General features: G+C 65.1%; 15 protein-coding genes. 9 read left to right on the forward strand and 6 right to left on the reverse strand.

What is annotated here, in order from left to right; translation table 11 throughout:
• Positions 1 to 2484, forward strand: coding sequence for an ATP-binding protein (locus JY96_RS21910; protein WP_161784232.1), 2484 nt, complete (start codon positions 1 to 3; stop codon positions 2482 to 2484).
• Here JY96_RS21910 and JY96_RS03470 read toward each other — a convergent pair.
• Positions 2481 to 4040 (reverse strand): glycosyltransferase family 39 protein, encoded by a 1560-nt coding sequence (locus tag JY96_RS03470; RefSeq protein ID WP_035041043.1) that lies wholly within the window; start codon positions 4038 to 4040, stop codon positions 2481 to 2483. The two genes, JY96_RS21910 and JY96_RS03470, sit on opposite strands and share 4 nt — an antisense overlap.
• 91 nt (positions 4041 to 4131) lie before the next feature.
• Between JY96_RS03470 and JY96_RS03475 the strand changes: the two genes are divergently transcribed.
• Genes JY96_RS03475 through JY96_RS03490 form a run of 4 tightly spaced genes read left to right on the forward strand, consistent with a single transcriptional unit; the run spans position 4132 to position 7537 of the window.
• Positions 4132 to 5025 carry a neutral zinc metallopeptidase gene (locus JY96_RS03475; RefSeq protein ID WP_035034979.1) on the forward strand — a complete coding sequence of 298 codons (894 nt, stop codon included), beginning with the start codon at positions 4132 to 4134 and terminating at the stop codon, positions 5023 to 5025.
• 17 nt (positions 5026 to 5042) lie between these two features.
• Positions 5043 to 6020 carry an NADPH:quinone oxidoreductase family protein gene (locus JY96_RS03480; protein ID WP_035034982.1) on the forward strand — a complete coding sequence of 326 codons (978 nt, stop codon included), beginning with the start codon at positions 5043 to 5045 and terminating at the stop codon, positions 6018 to 6020.
• Positions 6021 to 6053: 33 nt separating this feature from the next.
• A complete protein-coding gene (gene yghU, locus JY96_RS03485) occupies positions 6054 to 6908 on the forward strand; it encodes a glutathione-dependent disulfide-bond oxidoreductase (protein ID WP_035034985.1) in 855 nt (284 codons plus the stop codon).
• The gene (locus JY96_RS03490) at positions 6905 to 7537 is read left to right on the forward strand and encodes a glutathione S-transferase family protein (protein ID WP_035034988.1); all 633 of its coding nucleotides are present in this window, start codon (positions 6905 to 6907) and stop codon (positions 7535 to 7537) included. The genes yghU and JY96_RS03490 overlap by 4 nt, the downstream gene beginning before the upstream one ends.
• A gap of 20 nt (positions 7538 to 7557) precedes the next feature.
• Here JY96_RS03490 and JY96_RS03495 read toward each other — a convergent pair whose 3' ends face one another.
• The 3 genes from JY96_RS03495 to JY96_RS03505 are packed head-to-tail and all read right to left on the reverse strand — an operon-like array spanning position 7558 to position 11330.
• The gene (locus tag JY96_RS03495; protein WP_035034990.1) at positions 7558 to 8601 is read right to left on the reverse strand and encodes an XdhC family protein; all 1044 of its coding nucleotides are present in this window, start codon (positions 8599 to 8601) and stop codon (positions 7558 to 7560) included.
• Positions 8602 to 8605: 4 nt separating this feature from the next.
• Complete coding sequence (locus tag JY96_RS03500; protein ID WP_035034993.1) at positions 8606 to 10846, reverse strand: xanthine dehydrogenase family protein molybdopterin-binding subunit; 2241 nt, start codon at positions 10844 to 10846, stop codon at positions 8606 to 8608.
• Positions 10847 to 10856: 10 nt separating this feature from the next.
• The gene (locus JY96_RS03505; protein WP_035034995.1) at positions 10857 to 11330 is read right to left on the reverse strand and encodes a (2Fe-2S)-binding protein; all 474 of its coding nucleotides are present in this window, start codon (positions 11328 to 11330) and stop codon (positions 10857 to 10859) included.
• Between the two features lie 209 nt (positions 11331 to 11539).
• Here JY96_RS03505 and JY96_RS03510 point away from each other — a divergent pair, with 209 nt between their 5' ends.
• A complete protein-coding gene (locus JY96_RS03510) occupies positions 11540 to 12436 on the forward strand; it encodes an AraC family transcriptional regulator (RefSeq protein ID WP_035034998.1) in 897 nt (298 codons plus the stop codon).
• A 4-nt stretch (positions 12437 to 12440) separates the two neighbouring features.
• On the opposite strand, the gene JY96_RS03515 is transcribed toward JY96_RS03510, so the two are convergent.
• Positions 12441 to 13328: a LysR family transcriptional regulator gene (locus tag JY96_RS03515; RefSeq protein WP_035035000.1), complete on the reverse strand. Its 888-nt coding sequence runs from the start codon at positions 13326 to 13328 to the stop codon at positions 12441 to 12443.
• 75 nt (positions 13329 to 13403) lie between these two features.
• Here JY96_RS03515 and JY96_RS03520 point away from each other — a divergent pair, with 75 nt between their 5' ends.
• The gene (locus JY96_RS03520) at positions 13404 to 14609 is read left to right on the forward strand and encodes an MFS transporter (RefSeq protein WP_052162094.1); all 1206 of its coding nucleotides are present in this window, start codon (positions 13404 to 13406) and stop codon (positions 14607 to 14609) included.
• A gap of 185 nt (positions 14610 to 14794) precedes the next feature.
• Positions 14795 to 16123, forward strand: a complete 1329-nt coding sequence (locus tag JY96_RS03525) for a lytic murein transglycosylase (protein WP_035035002.1) — start codon at positions 14795 to 14797, stop codon at positions 16121 to 16123.
• A 12-nt stretch (positions 16124 to 16135) separates the two neighbouring features.
• Here JY96_RS03525 and JY96_RS03530 read toward each other — a convergent pair whose 3' ends face one another.
• Positions 16136 to 16372, reverse strand: coding sequence for a hypothetical protein (locus JY96_RS03530; protein ID WP_035035006.1), 237 nt, complete (start codon positions 16370 to 16372; stop codon positions 16136 to 16138).
• A gap of 123 nt (positions 16373 to 16495) precedes the next feature.
• On the opposite strand from JY96_RS03530, the gene JY96_RS03535 reads away from it, so the two are divergent.
• Positions 16496 to 19420 (forward strand): hypothetical protein, encoded by a 2925-nt coding sequence (locus JY96_RS03535; RefSeq protein WP_035035007.1) that lies wholly within the window; start codon positions 16496 to 16498, stop codon positions 19418 to 19420.
• Positions 19421 to 19439: the final 19 nt, after the last annotated feature.

A 19439-nucleotide genomic window follows, 5' to 3' on the forward strand; every position in this document is an offset into this window, starting at 1 on the left:
ATGACCAGCGCATCCCCCGCATCCAGGCCGAATCTGGTCCGGTTCTCGCTGTATGTCTGGCTGACGATCGCCATGTTTGCCGTGGTGATCGCCTGCTTCGTCGTCTATGTACGCGCCGAAAAACGGATTGACGCGGCCAACGAGGTGCGCGTTCAGTCGCTGGCCTTGTCCGATGAGTTGCGCCGCTCATCTGACGACCTGACGCACATGGTGCGCATCTATGTGGCAACGGGACAACCTATCTTCAAGCAGCACTACCAGGAGATCCTGGACATCCGCGACGGCAAGGCACCTCGCCCGGTGGATTACCAGAACGTGTATTGGGATCTGGTCACACCAGACAACCAGCGGCCTCGTCCCATGGGGCCGGCCATCCCCTTCTTGAAGCTGCTGCAGCAGGCCGGCTGTACCGAAGCAGAGTTTGCCAAGCTCGCGCAAGCCAAGGCCAGATCGGATGCCCTGGCCCGGACCGAGTTTGCGGCCATGGCCTTGCTCGAATCCAGCCATCCGATCGCGCCTGCGCAGCAAATCAAGGCGCAGGAGATGTTGACCAATGCGGCCTACCAGGAGGCCAAGGCCGGCATCATGCGCCCTATCAGCGAGTTCAACAGCCTGGTGGCCACACGCACGCTGCAAGCCGTGCGGGACGCAGAAGGCCATGCGGCCACCATGCGTGCGATCCTGATCGCACTGGCCCTGGTCCCCATGGTGCTGTTGTGGCGCACGAGCCAGAGCCTGCTGGCGATTCTGGGGGGGCCGGTGAACGAGGTCTTCACCAGCATCGAGCGCCTGGGGGGCGGGGATTTCTCCAGCCCCATCCCGGTGGCCAAAGGCCGGGAAAACAGCGTGCTGGGCTGGCTGCGCGCCACCCAGCTGAACCTGGCTCAGCTGTACGCGCAGCGCACACAGGCCGAGGACGCAGTCCGCCTGTCCGAGCAACGCTTCCACCAGGCGCTGGATGACATGCTGGAAGGCTGCATGCTCATTGGCTTTGACTGGACGATCCTGTATGTCAATGAGGCTGGGGCACGCTTCGCCCAGCAGCAGCGTGACGAACTCATGGGCCGCAAGCTGACGGAGGCCTTCCCCGGTATCGAGCAGTCGGAGGTGTTTGCGCTGTACCAGCAGGTCATGCAGGAGCGGGCGCCGCTGCGCCAGGAGGTGTGCTTCCAGTTCCCGGATGACGGCGTCAAGTGGTTCGAGCTCTGCGTGGCGCCAACCCAGGAGGGCATCAGCTCCTTGGGGCTGGACATTTCCGAGCGGCGCCAACTGGCCCAGCGCCAGGAGATCGCCAACGCGCAACTGGAACAGCAGGTGGCCGAACGCACGGCCGATCTGCAGGCCGCGCTGGATGCGGCCCACCAGGCCAGTGCGGCCAAATCGACCTTCCTCTCGGGCATGAGCCATGAGCTTCGCACGCCCATGAACGCGATTCTGGGCTTCTCTCAGTTGCTGCAGATGCAAGCCTTGCCTGACAAGCAGATGGGCATGGTCACCGAGATCCGCCGGGCCGGCCAGCATCTGCTGGCCCTGATCGATGACCTGCTGGACCTGACCCGCGTCGAGTCAGGCAAGGTGGCTTTGTCCATCACGCCGGTTGCGCTGACCGAGGCCGTGAACGAGGCCTTGAGCATCACGCAGGACCACATCAAGGCCATGCACCTTGAACTGGTGAACCACTGCAGCACACAGGCCCGCGTGCTGGCCGATGCTGTCCGGCTCAGGCAGGTCATCGTGAACCTGTTGACCAACGCCGCCAAGTACAACCGGGAACATGGCCGCATCACCATCGACACGGCGGTGAACGGTGGCCATCGCCTGCGCTTGTCCATCCGCGATACAGGGCAAGGCCTCACACCCGCGCAACTGCCCCTGCTGTTTCGCACGTTCGAGCGGCTGGGGGCCGAGCGCTCGGGCATCCAGGGCAGTGGCATCGGGCTGGCGCTGTCCAAACAGCTGACGGAGCTGATGGGTGGCGAGATCGGGGTGTCGTCCACCGTGGGGGTGGGCAGCACCTTCTGGATCGAGCTGCCGCTGGCCCAGCCTGACACCGCGGCCGATGTGGCTGCGCTGCCGCAGGTGGACGAGGCCCGGCCAGCCGCGCCGCTGAGGGCCCTCTACATCGAAGACAACCCGGCCAACCTCCAGGTTGTTCAGGCATTGTTTGCCCTGCGACCTCACTGGCATCTGGCAACGGCCGAGAGCGGCCCGGCCGGCCTGGCCTTGGCCACACGGGCACCGCTGGATGTCATCTTGCTGGACATCCACCTGCCGGGCATGGATGGCTACGAGGTCTTGCAAGCACTGCGGGCCGACGACCGCACCCGCGCCATCCCCGTCATCGCCTTGTCAGCCGATGCCATGCCCGAGCAGGTGGAGCGTGGTTTGAAAGCGGGTTTCAAGGCCTATCTGGCCAAGCCGCTGGACCTGCAGCAGGTGATGGCGGCGCTGGATGCACTGGCCGACCAGGCCATCAGCGCTTAGTTGCAGCGGGCCTTGCCGCACAGCCGCTCGCAGAACGCGCAGCCCCTCACTGGCAGCCAGGCCGGGAAGTTGTAGTAGCGCCGGTTGACTTCGGCCATCACCACATCCTTGTAGATGGCGTAGTGAAAGTTGACGCCTTCGACCGCGTAGAAGGTGGCGCCGTCCTGCTGGAAGGTGAGCAGGCGGACCTGATCGAAATACGGCCGGTAGTCGTCAACGGACGGCTCGCGCGTGGCCATGACGCGGATGGTCTTGCCCTCGAACTGGCTGTAGTCCACGATCAAATCATCCTGGCGGGCGTGCACGCTGCCCATGCCCAGCACCGGCACATGGGCCTTGGCCGCATAACCAAAAATGGCCGCGGACGAATAGCCGTTGGAGGCCAGCACCACGCCGGGCGCCCTCACCTGCTGCACCATCTGTTCGCTGCGGGCAGCTTCAACCAGGCGGTGGTAATACTTGAAGTGCTGCCATTGATGCAAGCCCAGCACCGCCAGCACCACCGAAGCCACCAGGTGCAGCGCGAGAATCAGGCCCAGGCCCTTGGCCGCGCGGGCCATGGACTTGCCATCCGGCAAGGCCCATGCAAACAGCAGGAAGATGAAGGGATAGAAGCCCATCACCCAATGCAGGCCGATGACCTTCTTGGCCGACATCAGGCCAAACAGCAGCAGCGGAACCACGGCCATGCAGGTCAGCAAGGCTTGGCGGCGCGCCACCTGCCCCAGAGCCTGACGATGGCGCCAGCCCATCCACAGCAGCACGGGGCTGATCAGGTAGGCCATCATGCCCACGTAGCTGAACACCGTGTCCCACGAGGCCACCGCGTCTTCATTGCGGTTGAACAGGTTGAACATGATGTTCGTCCAGCAATGGTTCAGGTTCCAGACCAGATTGACGGCCGCGCCCGGCAAGGCGAACAGCACCATCATAAGGAACCCGCGCCAGTGAGGCCGCGCAAACAGCATGAAATAGACGACGTAGGCCACGCCCAGCAGCACGGCAAAGTACTTGGACAGGAAGGCCGCGCCCATGAACAGGCCGCTGAGCGCGTACAGCTTGTGCAAGGCCCAGCCCGTGCGCCCCTGGGACGCCGCCTGCTCGGCACGCGCCATGGCCGCAGCAGACCAGGCTGCCCACAGGATCAGGGGCGTGTCGGTGGCGATCAGGGCATTGAGCCAGTTGACGGGCGTGAGCCAGTACAAGAGCACGGCCCAGGCCGCCCGTTCGCGGTTGACAGGCGACCAGCCCCACCACATGGCCCAGCCCACGCCCAGCGGCAGCAAGGTGGCCGGCAGCCGCACCGCCCAGGCCGCATCACCAAACAAGGGGCGCATCGCCGCAATCCACCAGGCCACCATGGGCGGGTGGTCGTAATAGCCGTAATCCAGATAGCGGGCCCACCAGTAAAACAGGGCTTCGTCGCCAGTCAAGGGCAAGGCCGCAGACACCCACCAACGCCAGCCCAGCGACGCCAGCGCCACCAGCCACAGCCATCTGGCGGGAGAGCTCAGCACCAGGGGGTGCGAGGAAGCGAGCGAGGGGGAATCGGACAAGGCGGACTTCATAGGCCCCGCGATTCTAGGTTCTTGGCGCGCGGCCTAGAATCCTCGGGGCACGATACCTGACACCAACGAGGAACGCACCATGCGCTGGCAAGGCAACCGAGAGAGCGACAACGTGGAAGACGTGCGTGACGACGCTGGCGGTGGTGGTGGGCCAGGCATGTCCTTCGGGGGGCGCGGCATCGGGCTGGGCTCGGTGGCGATTGCCCTGGTGGCCAGCTACTTTCTGGGCGTGAACCCGATGACGGTGCTCAACCTGCTCGGTGGTGGTTCGGGCGGCAGCGTGGGCGTGCCCTCCGGCAACCAGGCCGCTCGCCCGCACCCTCCGGCCAATGACGAGCAGACCAAGTTCGTGCGCACGGTGCTGGCCGATACCGAAGACGTCTGGCACCAGTTGTTCAAGGAAGCCGGCGGCGAGTACCGTGACCCCAAGCTTGTGTTGTTCCGTGGCGCGGTGCCGACCGCCTGCGGACGCGGTGAAGCGGCGACCGGCCCCTTCTACTGCCCCGGCGACCAGAAGGTCTACATCGACCTGGACTTCTACGATGTGATGCGCGACCGCCTGGGTGCACCCGGTGACTTCGCGCAGGCCTACGTCATCGCGCACGAGATCGGCCACCACGTGCAGAACCTCGTGGGCACATCGGCCAAGGTGGACGCCATGCGCCAGCGCGTCAGCAAGGTGCAGTACAACGCACTGAGCGTGCGCCTGGAGTTGCAGGCCGACTGTTATGCCGGCGTGTGGGCCAACCACGCGCAAAAGGCCCGCCAGATCATCGAAGCAGGCGATGTGGAGGAAGCACTGAACGCCGCCTCGCAGATTGGCGACGACACCTTGCAGCGCAATGCCACAGGCCATGTGTCCCCGGAGACCTTCACGCACGGCAGCAGCCAGCAACGCGTGACCTGGTTCAAGCGCGGGATGGACTCCGGCGACATGAAGCAATGCAACACCTTCGCCAAAGACGCGGTTTAACAACGGAGACAAACACCATGCAAGCCTGGACCTGTAGCGAACTGAGCGGCCCTGACGCCCTGACCTGGCAGGAAAGCCCCACGCCCGAACCCGGCAAGGGCGAAGTGCGCATTGCCATCAAGGCAGCCAGCCTGAACTTCCCCGACCTGCTGATCGTGCAGGGCAAGTACCAGATGCGCCCGCCCCTGCCCTTCGTGCCTGGCGCCGAATTCGCCGGCGTGGTGGAAGCCGTGGGTGAAGGCGTCAAGCACCTGGCCGTGGGCACGCATGTGGCCGGCTTTGCGGGCACGGGCGGCTTTGGCACGCACACGGTCGCGCCGGCTGCGATGCTGATGCCCCTGCCCCCGGTGTTCTCGTTTGAAGACGCCGCGGCCTTCCTGTGCACCTATGGCACCACCTACCATGCGCTGATGGACCGCGCCACGCTCAAGGCCGGTGAAACCGTGCTGGTGCTGGGCGCCGCCGGTGGCGTGGGCACCGCCGCCATCCAGATTGCCAAGGCCGCTGGCGCCAAGGTGATTGCCGCCGCTTCGACCGACGAGAAGTGCGCGCTGTGCCGCGAACTGGGCGCCGACGCGTCCATCAACTACACCAGGCAAAACCTGCGCGACGAGCTCAAGGCCATCACCGAAGGCAAGGGCCCGGACGTGGTCTATGACCCCGTGGGTGGCGACCTGACCGAGCAGGCCTTCCGCTCCATTGCCTGGCGCGGCCGCCACCTGGTCATCGGCTTTGCCAATGGCCCTATCCCCGCCCTGCCCTTGAACCTGGCCTTGCTCAAGGGCGCGTCGATCATGGGCGTGTTCTGGGGCGAGTTCGCCAAGCGCGAGCCGCAGAACAACGCCGCCTGCCTGATGCAGCTGGCCGCCTGGTACATGGAGGGCAAGATCAAGCCCGTCATCGAGCACAAGCTGCCCATGTCGCAACTCAAGGAAGCCTTCGCGCTGATGGGGTCGCGTCAGGTGCGCGGCAAAGTCGTGCTGGTCAACGGCTGATCATCAGCAGATCAAACACGGGGAGCCCCCAGCATGAGTGATTCATCCCACTACACACCGCCTGCCGTCTGGACCTGGAACAAGGCCAACGGTGGGCAGTTCGCCAGCATCAACCGGCCCGTTGCAGGCCCGACCCACGAGAAGGCACTGCCGGTTGGCAAACACCCGCTGCAGCTGTATTCACTGGCCACGCCCAATGGCGTCAAGGTCACCGTGATGCTGGAAGAGTTGCTGGCGCTGGGCCATGTTGGCGCCGAATACGACGCCTGGCTGATCGACATCAAGGAGGGGCAGCAGTTCGGCAGCGGCTTCGTGGACGTCAACCCCAACTCCAAGATACCCGCCTTGATGGACCACAGCGGCGACAAGCCGGTGCGGGTGTTCGAGTCCGGCGCGATCCTGCTGTACCTGGCAGAGAAGTTCGGCGCCTTCCTGCCGACCACCATGCCCCAGCGCGCCGAGTGCCTGTCGTGGCTGTTCTGGCAGATGGGCAGCGCGCCCTTCCTGGGCGGGGGCTTTGGCCACTTCTATGCCTATGCCCCGGTCAAGATCGAGTACGCCATCGACCGCTACGCGATGGAAGTCAAGCGCCAGCTGGATGTGCTCAACCGCCGCCTGGCCGAGAGCCCGTATCTGGCGGGTGACGACTACACGATTGCCGACATGGCCGTGTGGCCCTGGTATGGCGCGCTCGTGAAAGGCCAGTTGTACAGTGCAGGTGAGTTCCTGCAGGTACAGGACTACACCCACGTGGTGCGCTGGGCCGATCAGATCGCGCAACGCCCGGCAGCGCAACGCGGCCGCAAGGTCAACCGGACCTGGGGCGAGCCCTCCAGCCAGTTGCCCGAACGCCATGACGCCAGTGACTTTGACAAGCTGCCCACATGATCACCCTCTATGACTGCGCCACGGCGCCCAGCCCTCGCCGCGCCCGCATCCTGCTGGCTGAAAAAGGCATCGTGCATGAAACGGTTCAAGTGGACTTGCGCGCGGGCGAGCAACTCAGCGAATCCTTCCGCAAGATCAACCCGCAGTGCACCGTGCCGGCGCTGCGAACCGAAGAGGGCCTGATCCTGACGGACAACGCCGCGATCACGGCCTACGTGGAAGCGCGTTACCCGGACCCACCGCTGCTGGGCGTGACGCCCACCGAAAAGGCCGAGATCGCGAGCTGGAACTGGCACGTGGAGTTCGAAGGCCTGCTGGCCATTGCCGAGGCTTTTCGCAACAGCACGCCGGCCATGGCCAACCGCGCCTTGCCCGGGCCCGTGAACTACGTGCAGATTCCGGAACTGGCCCAGCGAGGCCTGACGCGTGTGCAGCAGTTCTTCGCCGGGCTCAACGAGCGCCTGGCCGAGCGTGAGTTCATCGCCTCGGACCGCTTCAGCGTGGCGGACATCACGGCCGTGGTGGCGGTGGACTTCGCGCGTATCGTCAGGGTCAAGCCCGATGAGCAGCACCCGCATCTGGTGCGCTGGCGTGCGGCCATGGCGCAAAGGCCATCGATGTCGCTGTAGATCGCGTTTTCAGGCGACGTTCAAGCAACGCCGCACGAGGGCGCCGTCACGCTCGACCGTGTGCTCAGCTGCGATTTGCCGGCCTCGACCGGCACGGTAGCGCCCACGCCGACGCCGTTCTTCACGGCCACGATTTCGGCCAGGATGGACAAGGCAATCTCGGCCGGCGTCTTGCTGCCGATGTACAAGCCGGCTGGCCCGTGCAGGCGCTGCAAGGCGTCTTCCGGGATGTCGAAATGCGTGCGCAGCCGCTCCCGGCGATGCTGGCTGTTGCGGCGTGAGCCAATCGCCCCCACGTAGAAGGCATCAGACTGCAAGGCATCGATCAAGGCCAAGTCATCCAGCTTGGGGTCGTGCGTCAAGGCCACCACGGCGGTGCGGGCATCGGGGCGCAAGCGTTGAACGAGGTCGTCCGGCATCTCGTGGCTGACTGCAACGCCCGGCATGCCCCAGCTGGCGCGCTGCTCTTCGCGCGGGTCGCACACGATGACCTCGAAACCCACGCTCAGGGCCATCTCGCACAGGTAGCGTGACAGGTCGCCCGCACCGATCACGATCAGGCGCGCCTGCGGCCCGAGATAAGTGACCAGCTGATGCTCGTCCACATGCGGCACGCCATCACGCTGGCCTGGGCGCAGGTCAACATGGCCAGTAGCCAGATCCAGCACGCGCTCGGTGCTGCGACGCTGTTGGCAGGCCAGCAAGAGCTCATCGAGCCGGCTGTGCGGGGCGACAGGTTCCAGCACCAGTTCCACGGTACCGCCACATGGCAGGCCGAAGCGGTGTGCTTCATCGGCCGAGATGCCATAACGCAGCACGGCCGGCGTGGAGGTGGCGCACGCTGCCTGCACGCCGCCCTCGCGGATACCGTGGATGAGGTCATCCTCGATGCAACCGCCTGACACCGAGCCCACCGTTTCACCACGGCCATTGATGGCCATGAGCGAGCCGGGTGGCCGGGGTGATGAGCCCCAGGTGCGCGCCACGGTGACCAGCACCACGGGCAGACCAGCAGCCTGCCAGCTCACGGCGGTGCGCAAGACCAGGGTGTCAAGGTCTTCCATGAAATCAGGCCAGCTTGAAAGGCAGATTGCGCACAGGCTTGCCCGTGAGCTTGGCAATCGCATTGGCAAACGCCGGCGCCAAGGGAGGCAAGCCCGGTTCACCCATGCCCGTGGGCGCATCCGCACTGGGCACGATGTGCACGGCGATCTCGGGCATGTCGGTGATGCGGGGCACCACGAAATCGCCGAAGTTGCTTTGCTGCACTTCACCGTCCTTGAGCGTGATGGCGGCACCAGGCAGGCACATCGACAAGCCCATCAAGGCGGCGCCCTGCACCTGTGCCTCGATGGTGCGCGGGTTCACGGCCAGGTTGCAGTGCACGGCGCCGGTCACCTTGTGCAGCACCGGTTGGCCCTGCTTCACCGAGGCCTCGACCACGTAGGCCACCACGGTCTCGAACGATTCGTGTACCGCCACGCCCCAGGCGCGGCCGGCGGGCAGGCGCTTCTTGCCGTAACCGCTCTTGTCCACGGCCAGCTGCAAGGCGGCGCGATGGCGCGGGTGCTTGTCGCCGAACATCTGCATGCGGTAGGCCACCGGGTCCTGCTTGGTGTTGCGGGCGAGCTCGTCGATCAAGGTCTCCATCACGAAAGCGGTGTGGGTGGAGCCCACGCTGCGCCACCACAGCACCGGCACGTTCACCTTGGGGTGGTGCACGGTGAGGCGCATGGGGATGGGGTAAGGCTCACGCATGCCTTCGACCGCGGTGGCATCGATGCCGTTCTTGACCATGCCGCCTTCGAACATCGTGCCGGTGGTGATGGATTGCCCCACCAGCACGTGCTCCCAGGCCAGCACCTTGCCCTGCTCGTCAAAGCCGATACGGGCCTGGTGCAGGTGCATGGGGCGGTAGTAGCCACCACGGATGTCGTCCTCGCGGCTCCAGACCATGCGCACGGGTGCATTCAAACCAGCCGCACGCGCGGCCTTGGCAATCTCGCAGGCCTCGACCACGTAGTCGCTGGTGCCCACCGCGCGTCGGCCAAACCCGCCACCGGCCATCTGCACATGCATGCTCACCTGCTCGGGTTTGAGACCCAGCACGCGCGCAGCGGCGTTGCCATCCACGCCCGGGAACTGCGTGCCCACCCACAGGTCGGCCTTGCCGTCTGCCAGCTGCACGGTGCAGTTCAAGGGCTCCATGGGCGCGTGGGCCAGGTAGGGGAAGACGAACTCGGCGTCGATGTGCCGGGGCGCCTTGTCCATGGGTGCCATGTCGGCGTCGAACTGACGGGGGCCTGACTGTTTGGCCAGCTCGCGGTACTGGGCGAGCTGCTTGTCGCTGTCGACTTTCTCGACCGCAGACGTGTCCCACTGCAGCTTGAGCGCATCGCGCCCTTGCTTGGCGGGCCAGTAGCCATCGGCCACCACGGCCACGCCCTCGGCACCACGGTCCAGCGGCACGCGCAGCACGGCTTTCACGCCCTTGATGGCGCGTGCGGCGCTGTCATCCACCGATTTCAGGCGTGCACCGAACACCGGCGGGTGAGCCACCACGGCGGTCAGCTGGCCGGGCAGGTGCACGTCGATGCCGAAGTCCTGGCGGCCGCTGCTCTTGGCTTTGGCATCCAGCCGATTGGTAGGCTTGCCGATGAGGCGGAAGTGCTTGGGGTCCTTCAGCGCGACCTTCTGGGGTACGGGCTGAGCCATCGCAGCCTCGGCCAGCTCGCCATAGCTCGCCTTCAGGCCGCCCGGACCGATGACCGAGCCAGACTGCGTGTGCAGCGCGGCCGCATCCACCTTCCAGCGTGCAGCAGCAGCGTTGAGCAGCATGGCCCGCGCGCGTGCGCCCAGTTCGCGGTATTGCGTGAAGCTGTGCTTGATCGAGTTGGAACCACCCGTGAGATGGATGCCCCAGAGCGGGTCGGCATAAGCCGGGTCACTGGAGCCGTGTTCCGCACGCACCAGGCTCCAGTCGGCATCCAGCTCTTCAGCCAGGATCATGGGCAAGGCCGTCAGCACGCCTTGACCAAACTCCAGGCGGTTGATGACGACGGTGACCTCACCGTTGGGCGCGATCCGCACGAAGGCCGATGGCTGCTGGGTGGGCTTGAGGGCGGTGTCTGCGGTGCCGCCCCCTTGCGCTGCAGCGGTCAAGGGGAAGGCGCCGATGGCCAGGCCGCCGATACCGGCGAGCTTCAGGAAGCTGCGGCGCGGCAGGTTGGCTGCGTCCTCGCCTTGCTGGCGTGCCAGCAGGTGTTGCAGGGCGCGCGGGATCTCATGTTGGTCGATGTAGCTCAGCATGGCGGCTCCTTCAAGCAAGGGCGCGGGCCGCATCGGCCACGGCAGCGCGGATACGGGCGTAGGTGCCACAGCGGCAGATGTTGCCGGCCATGGCCGAATCGATTTCAGCGGCGCTGGGCTGCTTGCCACGCGGCAGCGATTTGAGGAAGGCCGTCGCGCTCATGACCTGGCCGCTCTGGCAATAACCACACTGGGCCACGTCGTGCTTGACCCACGCGGAGAGCACAGCAGCACCGACGCGGTCGTGCCCATCGGTCACTGCTTCGATGGTGGTGATCTTCTTGCCCTCGGCCGCCGCCATGGGCGTCACGCAGGAACGGATGGCCTGGCCGTCCAGGTGAACGGTGCAAGCGCCGCACTGGGCCACGCCGCAGCCGAACTTGGTGCCCGTCATGCCCAGCGTGTCACGCAAGGCCCACAGGATGGGGGTGCCGGGGTCGGTATCGACCGTGTGCTCCCGGCCGTTGACGTTGAGCTTGCTCATGGTGGTCTCTCTCCGTGAAGTGGGCACAAATGGACTGCAGCGCTGCATGCTAAAGGAGTTTGGAGTGTGCCCGCCATGCCCCTGCTAGGTTTGCCGTTTTTGCGGCTTGTCTTGCCTTTTTCAACGAGTCTTCACCCGGCAGCCACACGCCCTGCCATCTGCCCCGTTAAAGTCGCGGCCAAGACATCATCTTCATCGAAAGGTTGGCCATGCCCGTTGACACCCTGGCCATGGCGCTGGGCCAGATTGCCCGAACTGACGGCCGCCATGAAACGGGCATCCCCGAGTTGTCCGTTTACCGCAGCAGCGTGAAGACCGAGCCCATGGCCTGCTTCTACACCTTGGGGCTGGCCATTGCCGCGCAGGGCGACAAGCAGGTCACGCTGGGGGATCAGGTGATCACCTATGGCCCCGGGCAGTCCTTGCTGACCACGGTGGACCTGCCCGTGATCGCCCATGTCACACGGGCGAGCCTGGCCCAGCCTTATCTGGGGATGCTGCTGACGCTGGACACGCGGGCCCTGGTGCAACTGGCCACCGAGATGGACATGCCACCGCTGCCGCGAGAACAGGCTCCCAGGGCGATCTCGCTGTGCACGCTGGAGCCGCCCTTGCTGGACGCGGCCATCCGGCTGGTTCAGGTGCTGGAGCAGCCTCGCGTCATGACGCACCTGGCGCCTTTGATCCAGCGAGAGATCATGGTGCGGCTGCTGACCGGCCCGCATGGCCCCTATCTACGGCAATTGCTGGCCACCGGCTCACCCAGCCACCAGATTGCCCGCGCGATGGCCTGGCTCAAGCAGCACTTCCGCGACGACGTGCTGATGGATGAACTGGCTGCACATGTCCACATGAGCCCGTCCACGTTCCGCCAGCACTTTCGCAACCTCACCGGCCTGAGCCCCTTGCAATACCAGAAGCAACTGCGCCTGCAAGAAGCCAGGCATTTGATGCTCAACCAGGAGCTGGACGCCAGCAGCACGGCTGCCCGCGTGGGTTATGAAAGCGCCTCGCAGTTCAGCCGTGACTACAGCCGCCTGTTCGGTGCGCCACCACAGCGCGACATCAAACGCATGCGGGACGGGCAGACCGAAGCACAGGCTTGAGCCCTCAATTCAAGCCTTGTCTGCAAGCCAGCACGAAGTTGCGCACGGCAGGTGCGGTGTTCTGGCGGTGCACGGCCAAACCCAGCGTGGCAACGGGTGCGGGCCCGCTGATGTCGACATAGTTGACCCCAGCCAGGTGGATCTGGGACAAGGAAGCCGGCACGATGGACACGCCCATTTCCGCAGCAACCAGGTTGATCACCGAGGCCAGCTGAGGCGCCTCCTGCCCCAACTGGGGCACGAACCCTGCAGCCTTGCAGGCCTCGATCACCGAGTCGTAAAGACTCAGCCCCACCGAACGGGGAAACAGCACGAAGGGGTCATCGGCCAGACGGCCGAGCTCGATGCGCTTGCGCCCCGCCAGAGGGTGCGACGACGGCAGCGCCACCTTCATGGGCTCATCCTTGAAGCGCAGCACATCCATCTCGGCCAGACCGGATGAGGCTGGCCGCAGAAACGCGGCGTCCACCGCACCATGAAGCAGGCGCTCGGTCAGTTTGGTGGTGTTGTTTTCTTCCAGGATGAGCTGCACGTCCGGCCACTGGCGGCGGAAGTCCCGGATGGTGCGGGCCACCACCGGATGGAAGGAGGCAGACCCCGTGAACCCGACACGCACCGTGCCGGTCTGGCCTCTGGAGGCCCGCACCGCCGCAAGGCGAGCCTGCTCGGCAGCTTGCAAGGTGCGCTGAGCCTCCTGCCGGAAAGCCTCGCCCGCCGCGGTCAAGGACATGCCTTGCGGCGTGCGATGGAACAGCTCGACCCCCAACCCGCGCTCCAGCTCTTTCAACTGCTGGCTCAAGGGTGGCTGGCTGATGCCAAGTCGGGCAGCCGCCCTGGTCACGTTGGATTCGGCCGCGACCGCCAGGAAATATCGAAGGTGCCTCAGCTCCATTGCCATACGCCAAACATATGAATACGTCATCAATAATATATTGGACATATTGAAAGCACCACCAGACAATGGGCCATGTCTTCTGGTTCATCGATCAGGCAAGGCCCTCTGGCCCTGTTTCTGATTGGCTTTGTCACCTTCGCCCTGCTTTACGCCGTGCAACCGCTCATGCCGGTGTTTGCGCGTGAGTTCCACACCAGCGCGGCGGGCAGCGCCCTGGCCTTGTCCATGTCCACGGGCTTGCTGGCCGTGTCCATCCTGGCCAGTTCCTTGGTGGCCAGACGGTTCGAGCGGCGGCGCCTCATGATCAGCGCGATCCTGCTGGCCACGGTGCTCAATGCTCTTTCCGTGATCTGTACCGACTGGTGGCAGGTGCTGCTCTGCCGGGCCTTGCTGGGCGTGTTCCTCGGCGCGGTGCCCGCCACGGCCATGGCCTACCTGGGCGACACGGTCGAGCCTTCACGGCTGGCCAAGACCATGGGGCTGTATGTCGCTGGCACCGCCATGGGCGGCATGAGCGGTCGGGTCGGCATCGCACTCGTGGCGGACCTGTTTGGCTGGCGCACGGCGCTTTTGGGCATGTCCGTCCTGTGTCTGCTGGCCGCTTTGGGGATCGCGCTCATGATGCTGGGCCAAAGCCCGCGATCCACGCCTGTCACGCCCCCTCGCCAAATGCCGCTCGCGCCTTGGCATGATGTCCTGTTCCACCCGACGCTGCCCAAGCTGTTCCTGTGCGGTGGTATCGCCTCGGGCATCTTTGTCACGGCCTACAACTACGCAGGCTTCCATCTGCTGTCCGCACCATTCGCCTTGCGCCCTGCACAAGTGGGCCTGATCTTCAGCTGCTACCTGTTCGGCGTGGCCTCGTCCAGCCTCAGCGGGCGCCTTGTGGACGCCTGGGGCAGCGCGCGCGTGCTGACAGGCTCGTGTGCCACCACGGCCATAGGCCTGGCCATCACACAGACCAGCCAGCTGCCCGCCTTCATCCTGGGGCTGTGCCTGATGACCGCCGGCTTCTTCGCCATGCACGCCGTGTGCTCAGGCCTGGTGGGCAAGGTGGCGGGCCCTCGCAAGGCACAAGCCACCTCCCTGTATTTGCTGGCGTATTACGTCGGCTCCAGCGTGCTGGGTTATGCCGGTGGCTGGCTGTGGGACCACGGTGGCTGGCCCGTGCTCAGCATCGGTTTGCTGGCCACATTGGCCTTGTTCATGTGGCTGGTTCATGCCATGGCACAACAGCCGGATGCGCCCCTGGCCTCGGCGCCTCGCGCGGCCAGCTGACACAAGCTCCTGGCGGCACCGCTCACATCAAGCCGCCCCCTTAGCCAGCCATGCAGCCTGCCCCCTGCACCGCCGCGGGCAGCCCTGCTGTGGCATGCTCGGCCCAGGCCACACCGGCCACCACTTGTCACCAGAAGACCGGACACGGGCCCGCTGCCCGCCGTCTTCTGCATTTCGGAGCCCTCATGCCATCCAGGCTTTCTCGCCTCAACACCCCAGCGCTCACATGGGCCCCATGGTTGATCCTGGCCGCGCTCTCCGGCTGTGCATCCGGCCCGGCCCCAAACGCATCCCCCCGCGCCACCAGTCCCGCGGCATCCGCCCAGCCCGCATCGTCTGCTGAACCCGGCGCCACCCTGCAGACCAAGGCCACCGACACCACGTCGACAGACGAGCGTTTCGCGCAATGGATCGCGAACTTCCGCGACACCGCGCGCGCAGCCGGTATCGACGAGGCCACGCTGCACGCAGGGCTTGATGGCGTGCGCCTGCGCCCACGCGCGGTCGAGCAGGACCGTACCCAGCCGGAATTCACACGTGCCTTGTGGGACTACCTGGATGCCATCATCTCGCCGCAACGCATTGCAGCAGGCCAGCAAAAGCTGGCGCAATTCCAGCAAGAGGCCGATGCGGCCAGCACGCGCTATGGCGTCCCCGGGCCCATCCTGATGGCGGTGTGGGGCCTGGAAAGCAATTACGGCAGCAACTACGGCGATGTGCCCGTCTTCGATGCCTTGGCCACCCTGGGCTTCGAGGGGCGACGCGAGGCCTGGGCGCGCAGCGAGCTGCTGGCCGCGCTCAAGATCCTGCAACGCCATGACATCGAGAAGGACCGCATGATCGGCTCCTGGGCCGGTGCCATGGGGCAGACCCAGTTCATGCCTTCGTCCTACCTGGCGTATGCCGTGGATGCCGATGGCGACGGGCGCCGCGACATCTGGGGCAGCATGGCCGATGTGCTGGCCTCCACCGCCAACTTCCTGGCACGCTCAGGCTGGCGCGCCGATGAAGCCTGGGGCGCCGAAGTCCAACTGCCGGCGGGCTTCGACCCGGCCCGTGCCGATCCAGGGCTGCGCCAAACCTCGGCGCAATGGGCTGAGGAAGGGGTGCGCACCATGGACGACACCCCCCTGCCCACCCTGGCCGATGCAGCCATCCTGCAACCTGCAGGCGTACGTGGCCCGGCCTTCCTGGTCGGACGCAACTACCGCACCATCCTGCGCTACAACAACTCGACGAGCTATGCGCTCACGGTGTGCCTGCTGGCGCAACGCATTGCGGGTGGCGCTTCAGTTCAAGCGAGCTGGCCACGAGACCTGCGCGCGCTCAGCCGCAGCGAGGTCCAGGCCCTGCAAACCGCTCTGAATCGCAAAGGCTTCGAGAGCGGCAAGCCGGATGGCCAGATAGGCCCGGCCACGCGCAGTGCCCTGCAGCAATACCAGCGCAGCATCGGGCTGCCTGCCGACGGTTTCCCGACCGCCGACCTGCTCACGCGTTTGCAACAGGCGCCCTGAGGGCCAAACGCTTCAGCAGCGGCCAGAGCGTCTGCTGCGTGGGTTCAGCTTGTCCAGCTCGGCCAGCTGCTGCTTGAGCAGGATCACCAAGGTGCGCGCATCGTCAACGGGCAGCGACAGGCAGCTGACCACAGCGCCTTCGTCGCGAGCAGGGCGAGGCAGGACCAGCACATCAACGCCCAGCTCGATCAGGCCTTTGTCATGGCGGGCCGATTTCAGGCGCTGGATTTCGATGTTGTAGGTTTTCATGGGGGTTCTTCTTCGGATAGGTCAAGGCGACATTGTCAGGGCAATCGGCAACGCTGCACAGCGCCTGGAACCGCTATCCTCCCAATCCAGAAGCCCTGTCCACCAAGGGCTCAAGGGAGACAAATGACCAAGCACGCACGCGCCTGGCTGTTCAGATGCGCACAGGCTGCGCTGGCCATCGCGATCATCGCCGCCACAGCGTTCGCCGACCTGCCTGAGGCCAGCGCCCAGACGAGCAGCGACCGGAACCTGCCCTTATCGCCACCAGAATTCGATGCCGTGATCAACGAGATCCAGCGGATGGTGGTCACCAAGGACAACGATGTTCACCGCTTTGTGGTGCACGAGGCCACGCCCGAGCGCATTCAACGGCTCTACAACATGCCGGCGCTGCTCAAGCAACGCACGGTCATCCGGGAAAACGGGCTGATCTTCGCCGGCCAGGGCACGCTGCTGAGCTTTGACAAGCCCTCTGACGTGATCAACAAGGTCGCCAGCTGGTTTCCCGAAGAAGTGGCTGCGGCTCGCCAGGCCCCTGAGCTGCGTTTTTTCACACACCTGCACCTGTACGGCCCCTACGCCTCCTGGCAGGATGAACCAGCAGCCTTCATGGCAATGTGGAACTGCATGCCCCAGATCGCCTGGCTCACACCAGATGCAGACCCGTTCCGTCGCCGGCTGAAGATCAGCTCATTGACCATGTGGGGCGTTGCCGCTACCAGTTCAGACCCGCAAGAAGGTGACTTTGGCTTTTGTGTTCGCGAGCGCAGTGGGCTCCGCCCCGCCGAGACACCAGCAGCGCGCCAGGCCAATCAGCAGGAAGTTCGCAGCATTGGCGAGCGAGTAACCGCTACCTTGCCCGGCAAGTTCTCGCGCTTCCTGGCCAGACAGGGCTGCAGCGGCACGGGGCCCGATGACTGCGTCTTGGTGTTGCACCTTTGGGCCAGCCTGGCTCCGGTTGATCCGGATCTGGCTTCGGCCCTGGCACGCCTGGAACCACTGGTGCAGCTTGATGCCCCCTTGCCTCCGCTTCAAAAGCCGGCGGCCCAATACGGAGCGGGTGGTCAGGAGGGCGAGCCCCGCTTCGACGCAGTGTTGAGGCAAGGCGCCTTTTTGCGGGCCAAGCTGGCATCCGTTTTGAAGCAGCCTGCGGCCTGGCCAACCGATGCGTTGGCCAGCACCCTGCACCAGATGACGACGCTCGAGCGGAAGATGGCTCAAGCCATCGACCACCGCTGGTACTACTACGAGCTGGGTTACTACAACGCCCTCGTCAACCCATGGGGCCCGCTGGGGCACTACCTAGCCGAATCGCCCACCGTCCGCGATGCCGTGATGGCCGAGATCAATGCCATCGGCGAGGATGACCAGGACTGCAACCTTCACCGCTCATGGCTGGATAGCTACCCCGACCTGCTCAACCGCTTCGTGTTGCAGCACCTCCAGGAGGCCCCGTCCAACCGATGCGCCAAGCCGGATTGGTCGCGCATCAAGGCCGGTGCCACGCCGCAGGCTGTCGAATTGCGCCAGCAATACCTGAATCTGCTGGCGCGCACCCCGTCCGACGCGACGCGCGACGAGATCCTCAGCCAGTTCACCAGCAATGGCGACGACTGCTTCAACGCGCAAGGCAAGCCCGCATTGAAGTGGCAGGTCGACCTGTGCCGAGCCTGGATCCATGAGCCTCAGCTCACCCCGCTGGCCCTCCGGCACAGCAAGCTCACGCTGGATAAGCGCCACCAGTTTGACAAGGTGATCCGTCAAGCGCCCACGGCGGGCGAGAACGGTGCCATCAAGCCCGATCAACGCGCATGGCTGGGCACCCTGACCCAGGGCATGCATGCCGATGCGGTGGCCAGCATGCGGACCTATGCCGAAGCCCTGTGGCAACAACACCGCTTGGTGCGACAGGCCACCCATTGGCGCCACCCCGGGCACAGCCGCTCACTCATCGAACTTGATCTGGCAGACAACGAAGGCACCCGGATCGACCTGATCCTGACGCCACACGGGCTGCAGGAGTTGACCGTGCCTTCGCGCCTGTACTGGCCGCAAGACCGGCCGGACATCGTGCGGGTGTCTGATCTGGATGCCGACGGCCATCTTGAGCTCTGGTGGTCCAAGCCATTTGATGAATGCCACGGTGACAGCAGCGATCTGGCGCGCAATCTGGACTGTTCGGCCACCAGTGCCATGAGCGCAACCATGGGGGAAGCGAACAGAAATGGCGTCTCCTACTTTGTTGACGATCGCCCTACCCACCCCACAGTCCCCGCTGGCGAGAACTGGCGCTCGCGCCCCAACGGGATCACGACCAAGCGCCCCGATCAAATCCCCGAAGAGCGCCCGACCTGCAACCGCATCTTGCTGGGTTCGTTCCTGTCAGACCAACTGGAAGTTTCCTTCTCCGAGCCACAGGAAGAATCATCCGGCTACCCCCGCCTGATCGACCTGACCTGCAAGCCCCACCCCTTGCACCCGAACCTGGCACTGGTGGCCCTGTTCCATGAGCTCCGTGAAGAACCCAACGCCGATGGCAACACAGCAAAAGGCTTCGTCATGGCGGTGGTCGATATCCAGCGCCGTCGGCTGATCAGGTTGTACCGCGACAAAATCCTGGAAGATGCTGGCACTCGCATCAGCGAGTTCAGCCTGCACCTGGACACGGCGCCCTACAACATCGCGCCGGGTGTGCGCGCCTTCGGTGTGCGCATGAACATTGGGTACAGCCCTCGCTACGCAGAAGGCGGCGAGAGCGACTACCTCACACTGTTCATCGAGCACGGCAAGACCTTGCGGCCCATCATCCAGAACATGCCCATGAGTTCATGGCGAATGGTGGGTGACACGGCCCATTGCTTCGACGATGCCGAAACGGGTTGCGCCATCGAAAACAAGGCCGTGCGCCTCGCCCTGGCATCGACCTCCACCCATGGTTGGCGTGATCTGGAAGTGATCACCACAACCAGCATCGGTGACACGAACACCCAGAAAGCGCGCGTCCAGGTGACAGGCAAGCTGCGTGCGCAAGCCTGCGTTTACCACTGAGCCACGCTCAGAGCAGGGC

Origin of the sequence: Aquabacterium sp. NJ1, from assembly GCF_000768065.1 — a bacterium.
In the GTDB taxonomy this organism is placed as follows: Bacteria; Pseudomonadota; Gammaproteobacteria; order Burkholderiales; family Burkholderiaceae_C; genus Aquabacterium.

Coding starts and splice junctions, on each gene's coding strand:
- JY96_RS03530 (WP_035035006.1), bottom strand. CDS start 16,372: ATGAAAACCTACAACATCGAAATCCAGCGCCTGAAATCGGCCCGCCAT.
- JY96_RS03510 (WP_035034998.1), top strand. CDS start 11,540: ATGCCCGTTGACACCCTGGCCATGGCGCTGGGCCAGATTGCCCGAACT.
- yghU (WP_035034985.1), top strand. CDS start 6,054: ATGAGTGATTCATCCCACTACACACCGCCTGCCGTCTGGACCTGGAAC.
- JY96_RS03475 (WP_035034979.1), top strand. CDS start 4,132: ATGCGCTGGCAAGGCAACCGAGAGAGCGACAACGTGGAAGACGTGCGT.
- JY96_RS03520 (WP_052162094.1), top strand. CDS start 13,404: ATGTCTTCTGGTTCATCGATCAGGCAAGGCCCTCTGGCCCTGTTTCTG.
- JY96_RS03495 (WP_035034990.1), bottom strand. CDS start 8,601: ATGGAAGACCTTGACACCCTGGTCTTGCGCACCGCCGTGAGCTGGCAG.
- JY96_RS03505 (WP_035034995.1), bottom strand. CDS start 11,330: ATGAGCAAGCTCAACGTCAACGGCCGGGAGCACACGGTCGATACCGAC.
- JY96_RS03490 (WP_035034988.1), top strand. CDS start 6,905: ATGATCACCCTCTATGACTGCGCCACGGCGCCCAGCCCTCGCCGCGCC.
- JY96_RS03500 (WP_035034993.1), bottom strand. CDS start 10,846: ATGCTGAGCTACATCGACCAACATGAGATCCCGCGCGCCCTGCAACAC.
- JY96_RS03515 (WP_035035000.1), bottom strand. CDS start 13,328: ATGGAGCTGAGGCACCTTCGATATTTCCTGGCGGTCGCGGCCGAATCC.
- JY96_RS03480 (WP_035034982.1), top strand. CDS start 5,043: ATGCAAGCCTGGACCTGTAGCGAACTGAGCGGCCCTGACGCCCTGACC.
- JY96_RS03525 (WP_035035002.1), top strand. CDS start 14,795: ATGCCATCCAGGCTTTCTCGCCTCAACACCCCAGCGCTCACATGGGCC.
- JY96_RS03535 (WP_035035007.1), top strand. CDS start 16,496: ATGACCAAGCACGCACGCGCCTGGCTGTTCAGATGCGCACAGGCTGCG.
- JY96_RS21910 (WP_161784232.1), top strand. CDS start 1: ATGACCAGCGCATCCCCCGCATCCAGGCCGAATCTGGTCCGGTTCTCG.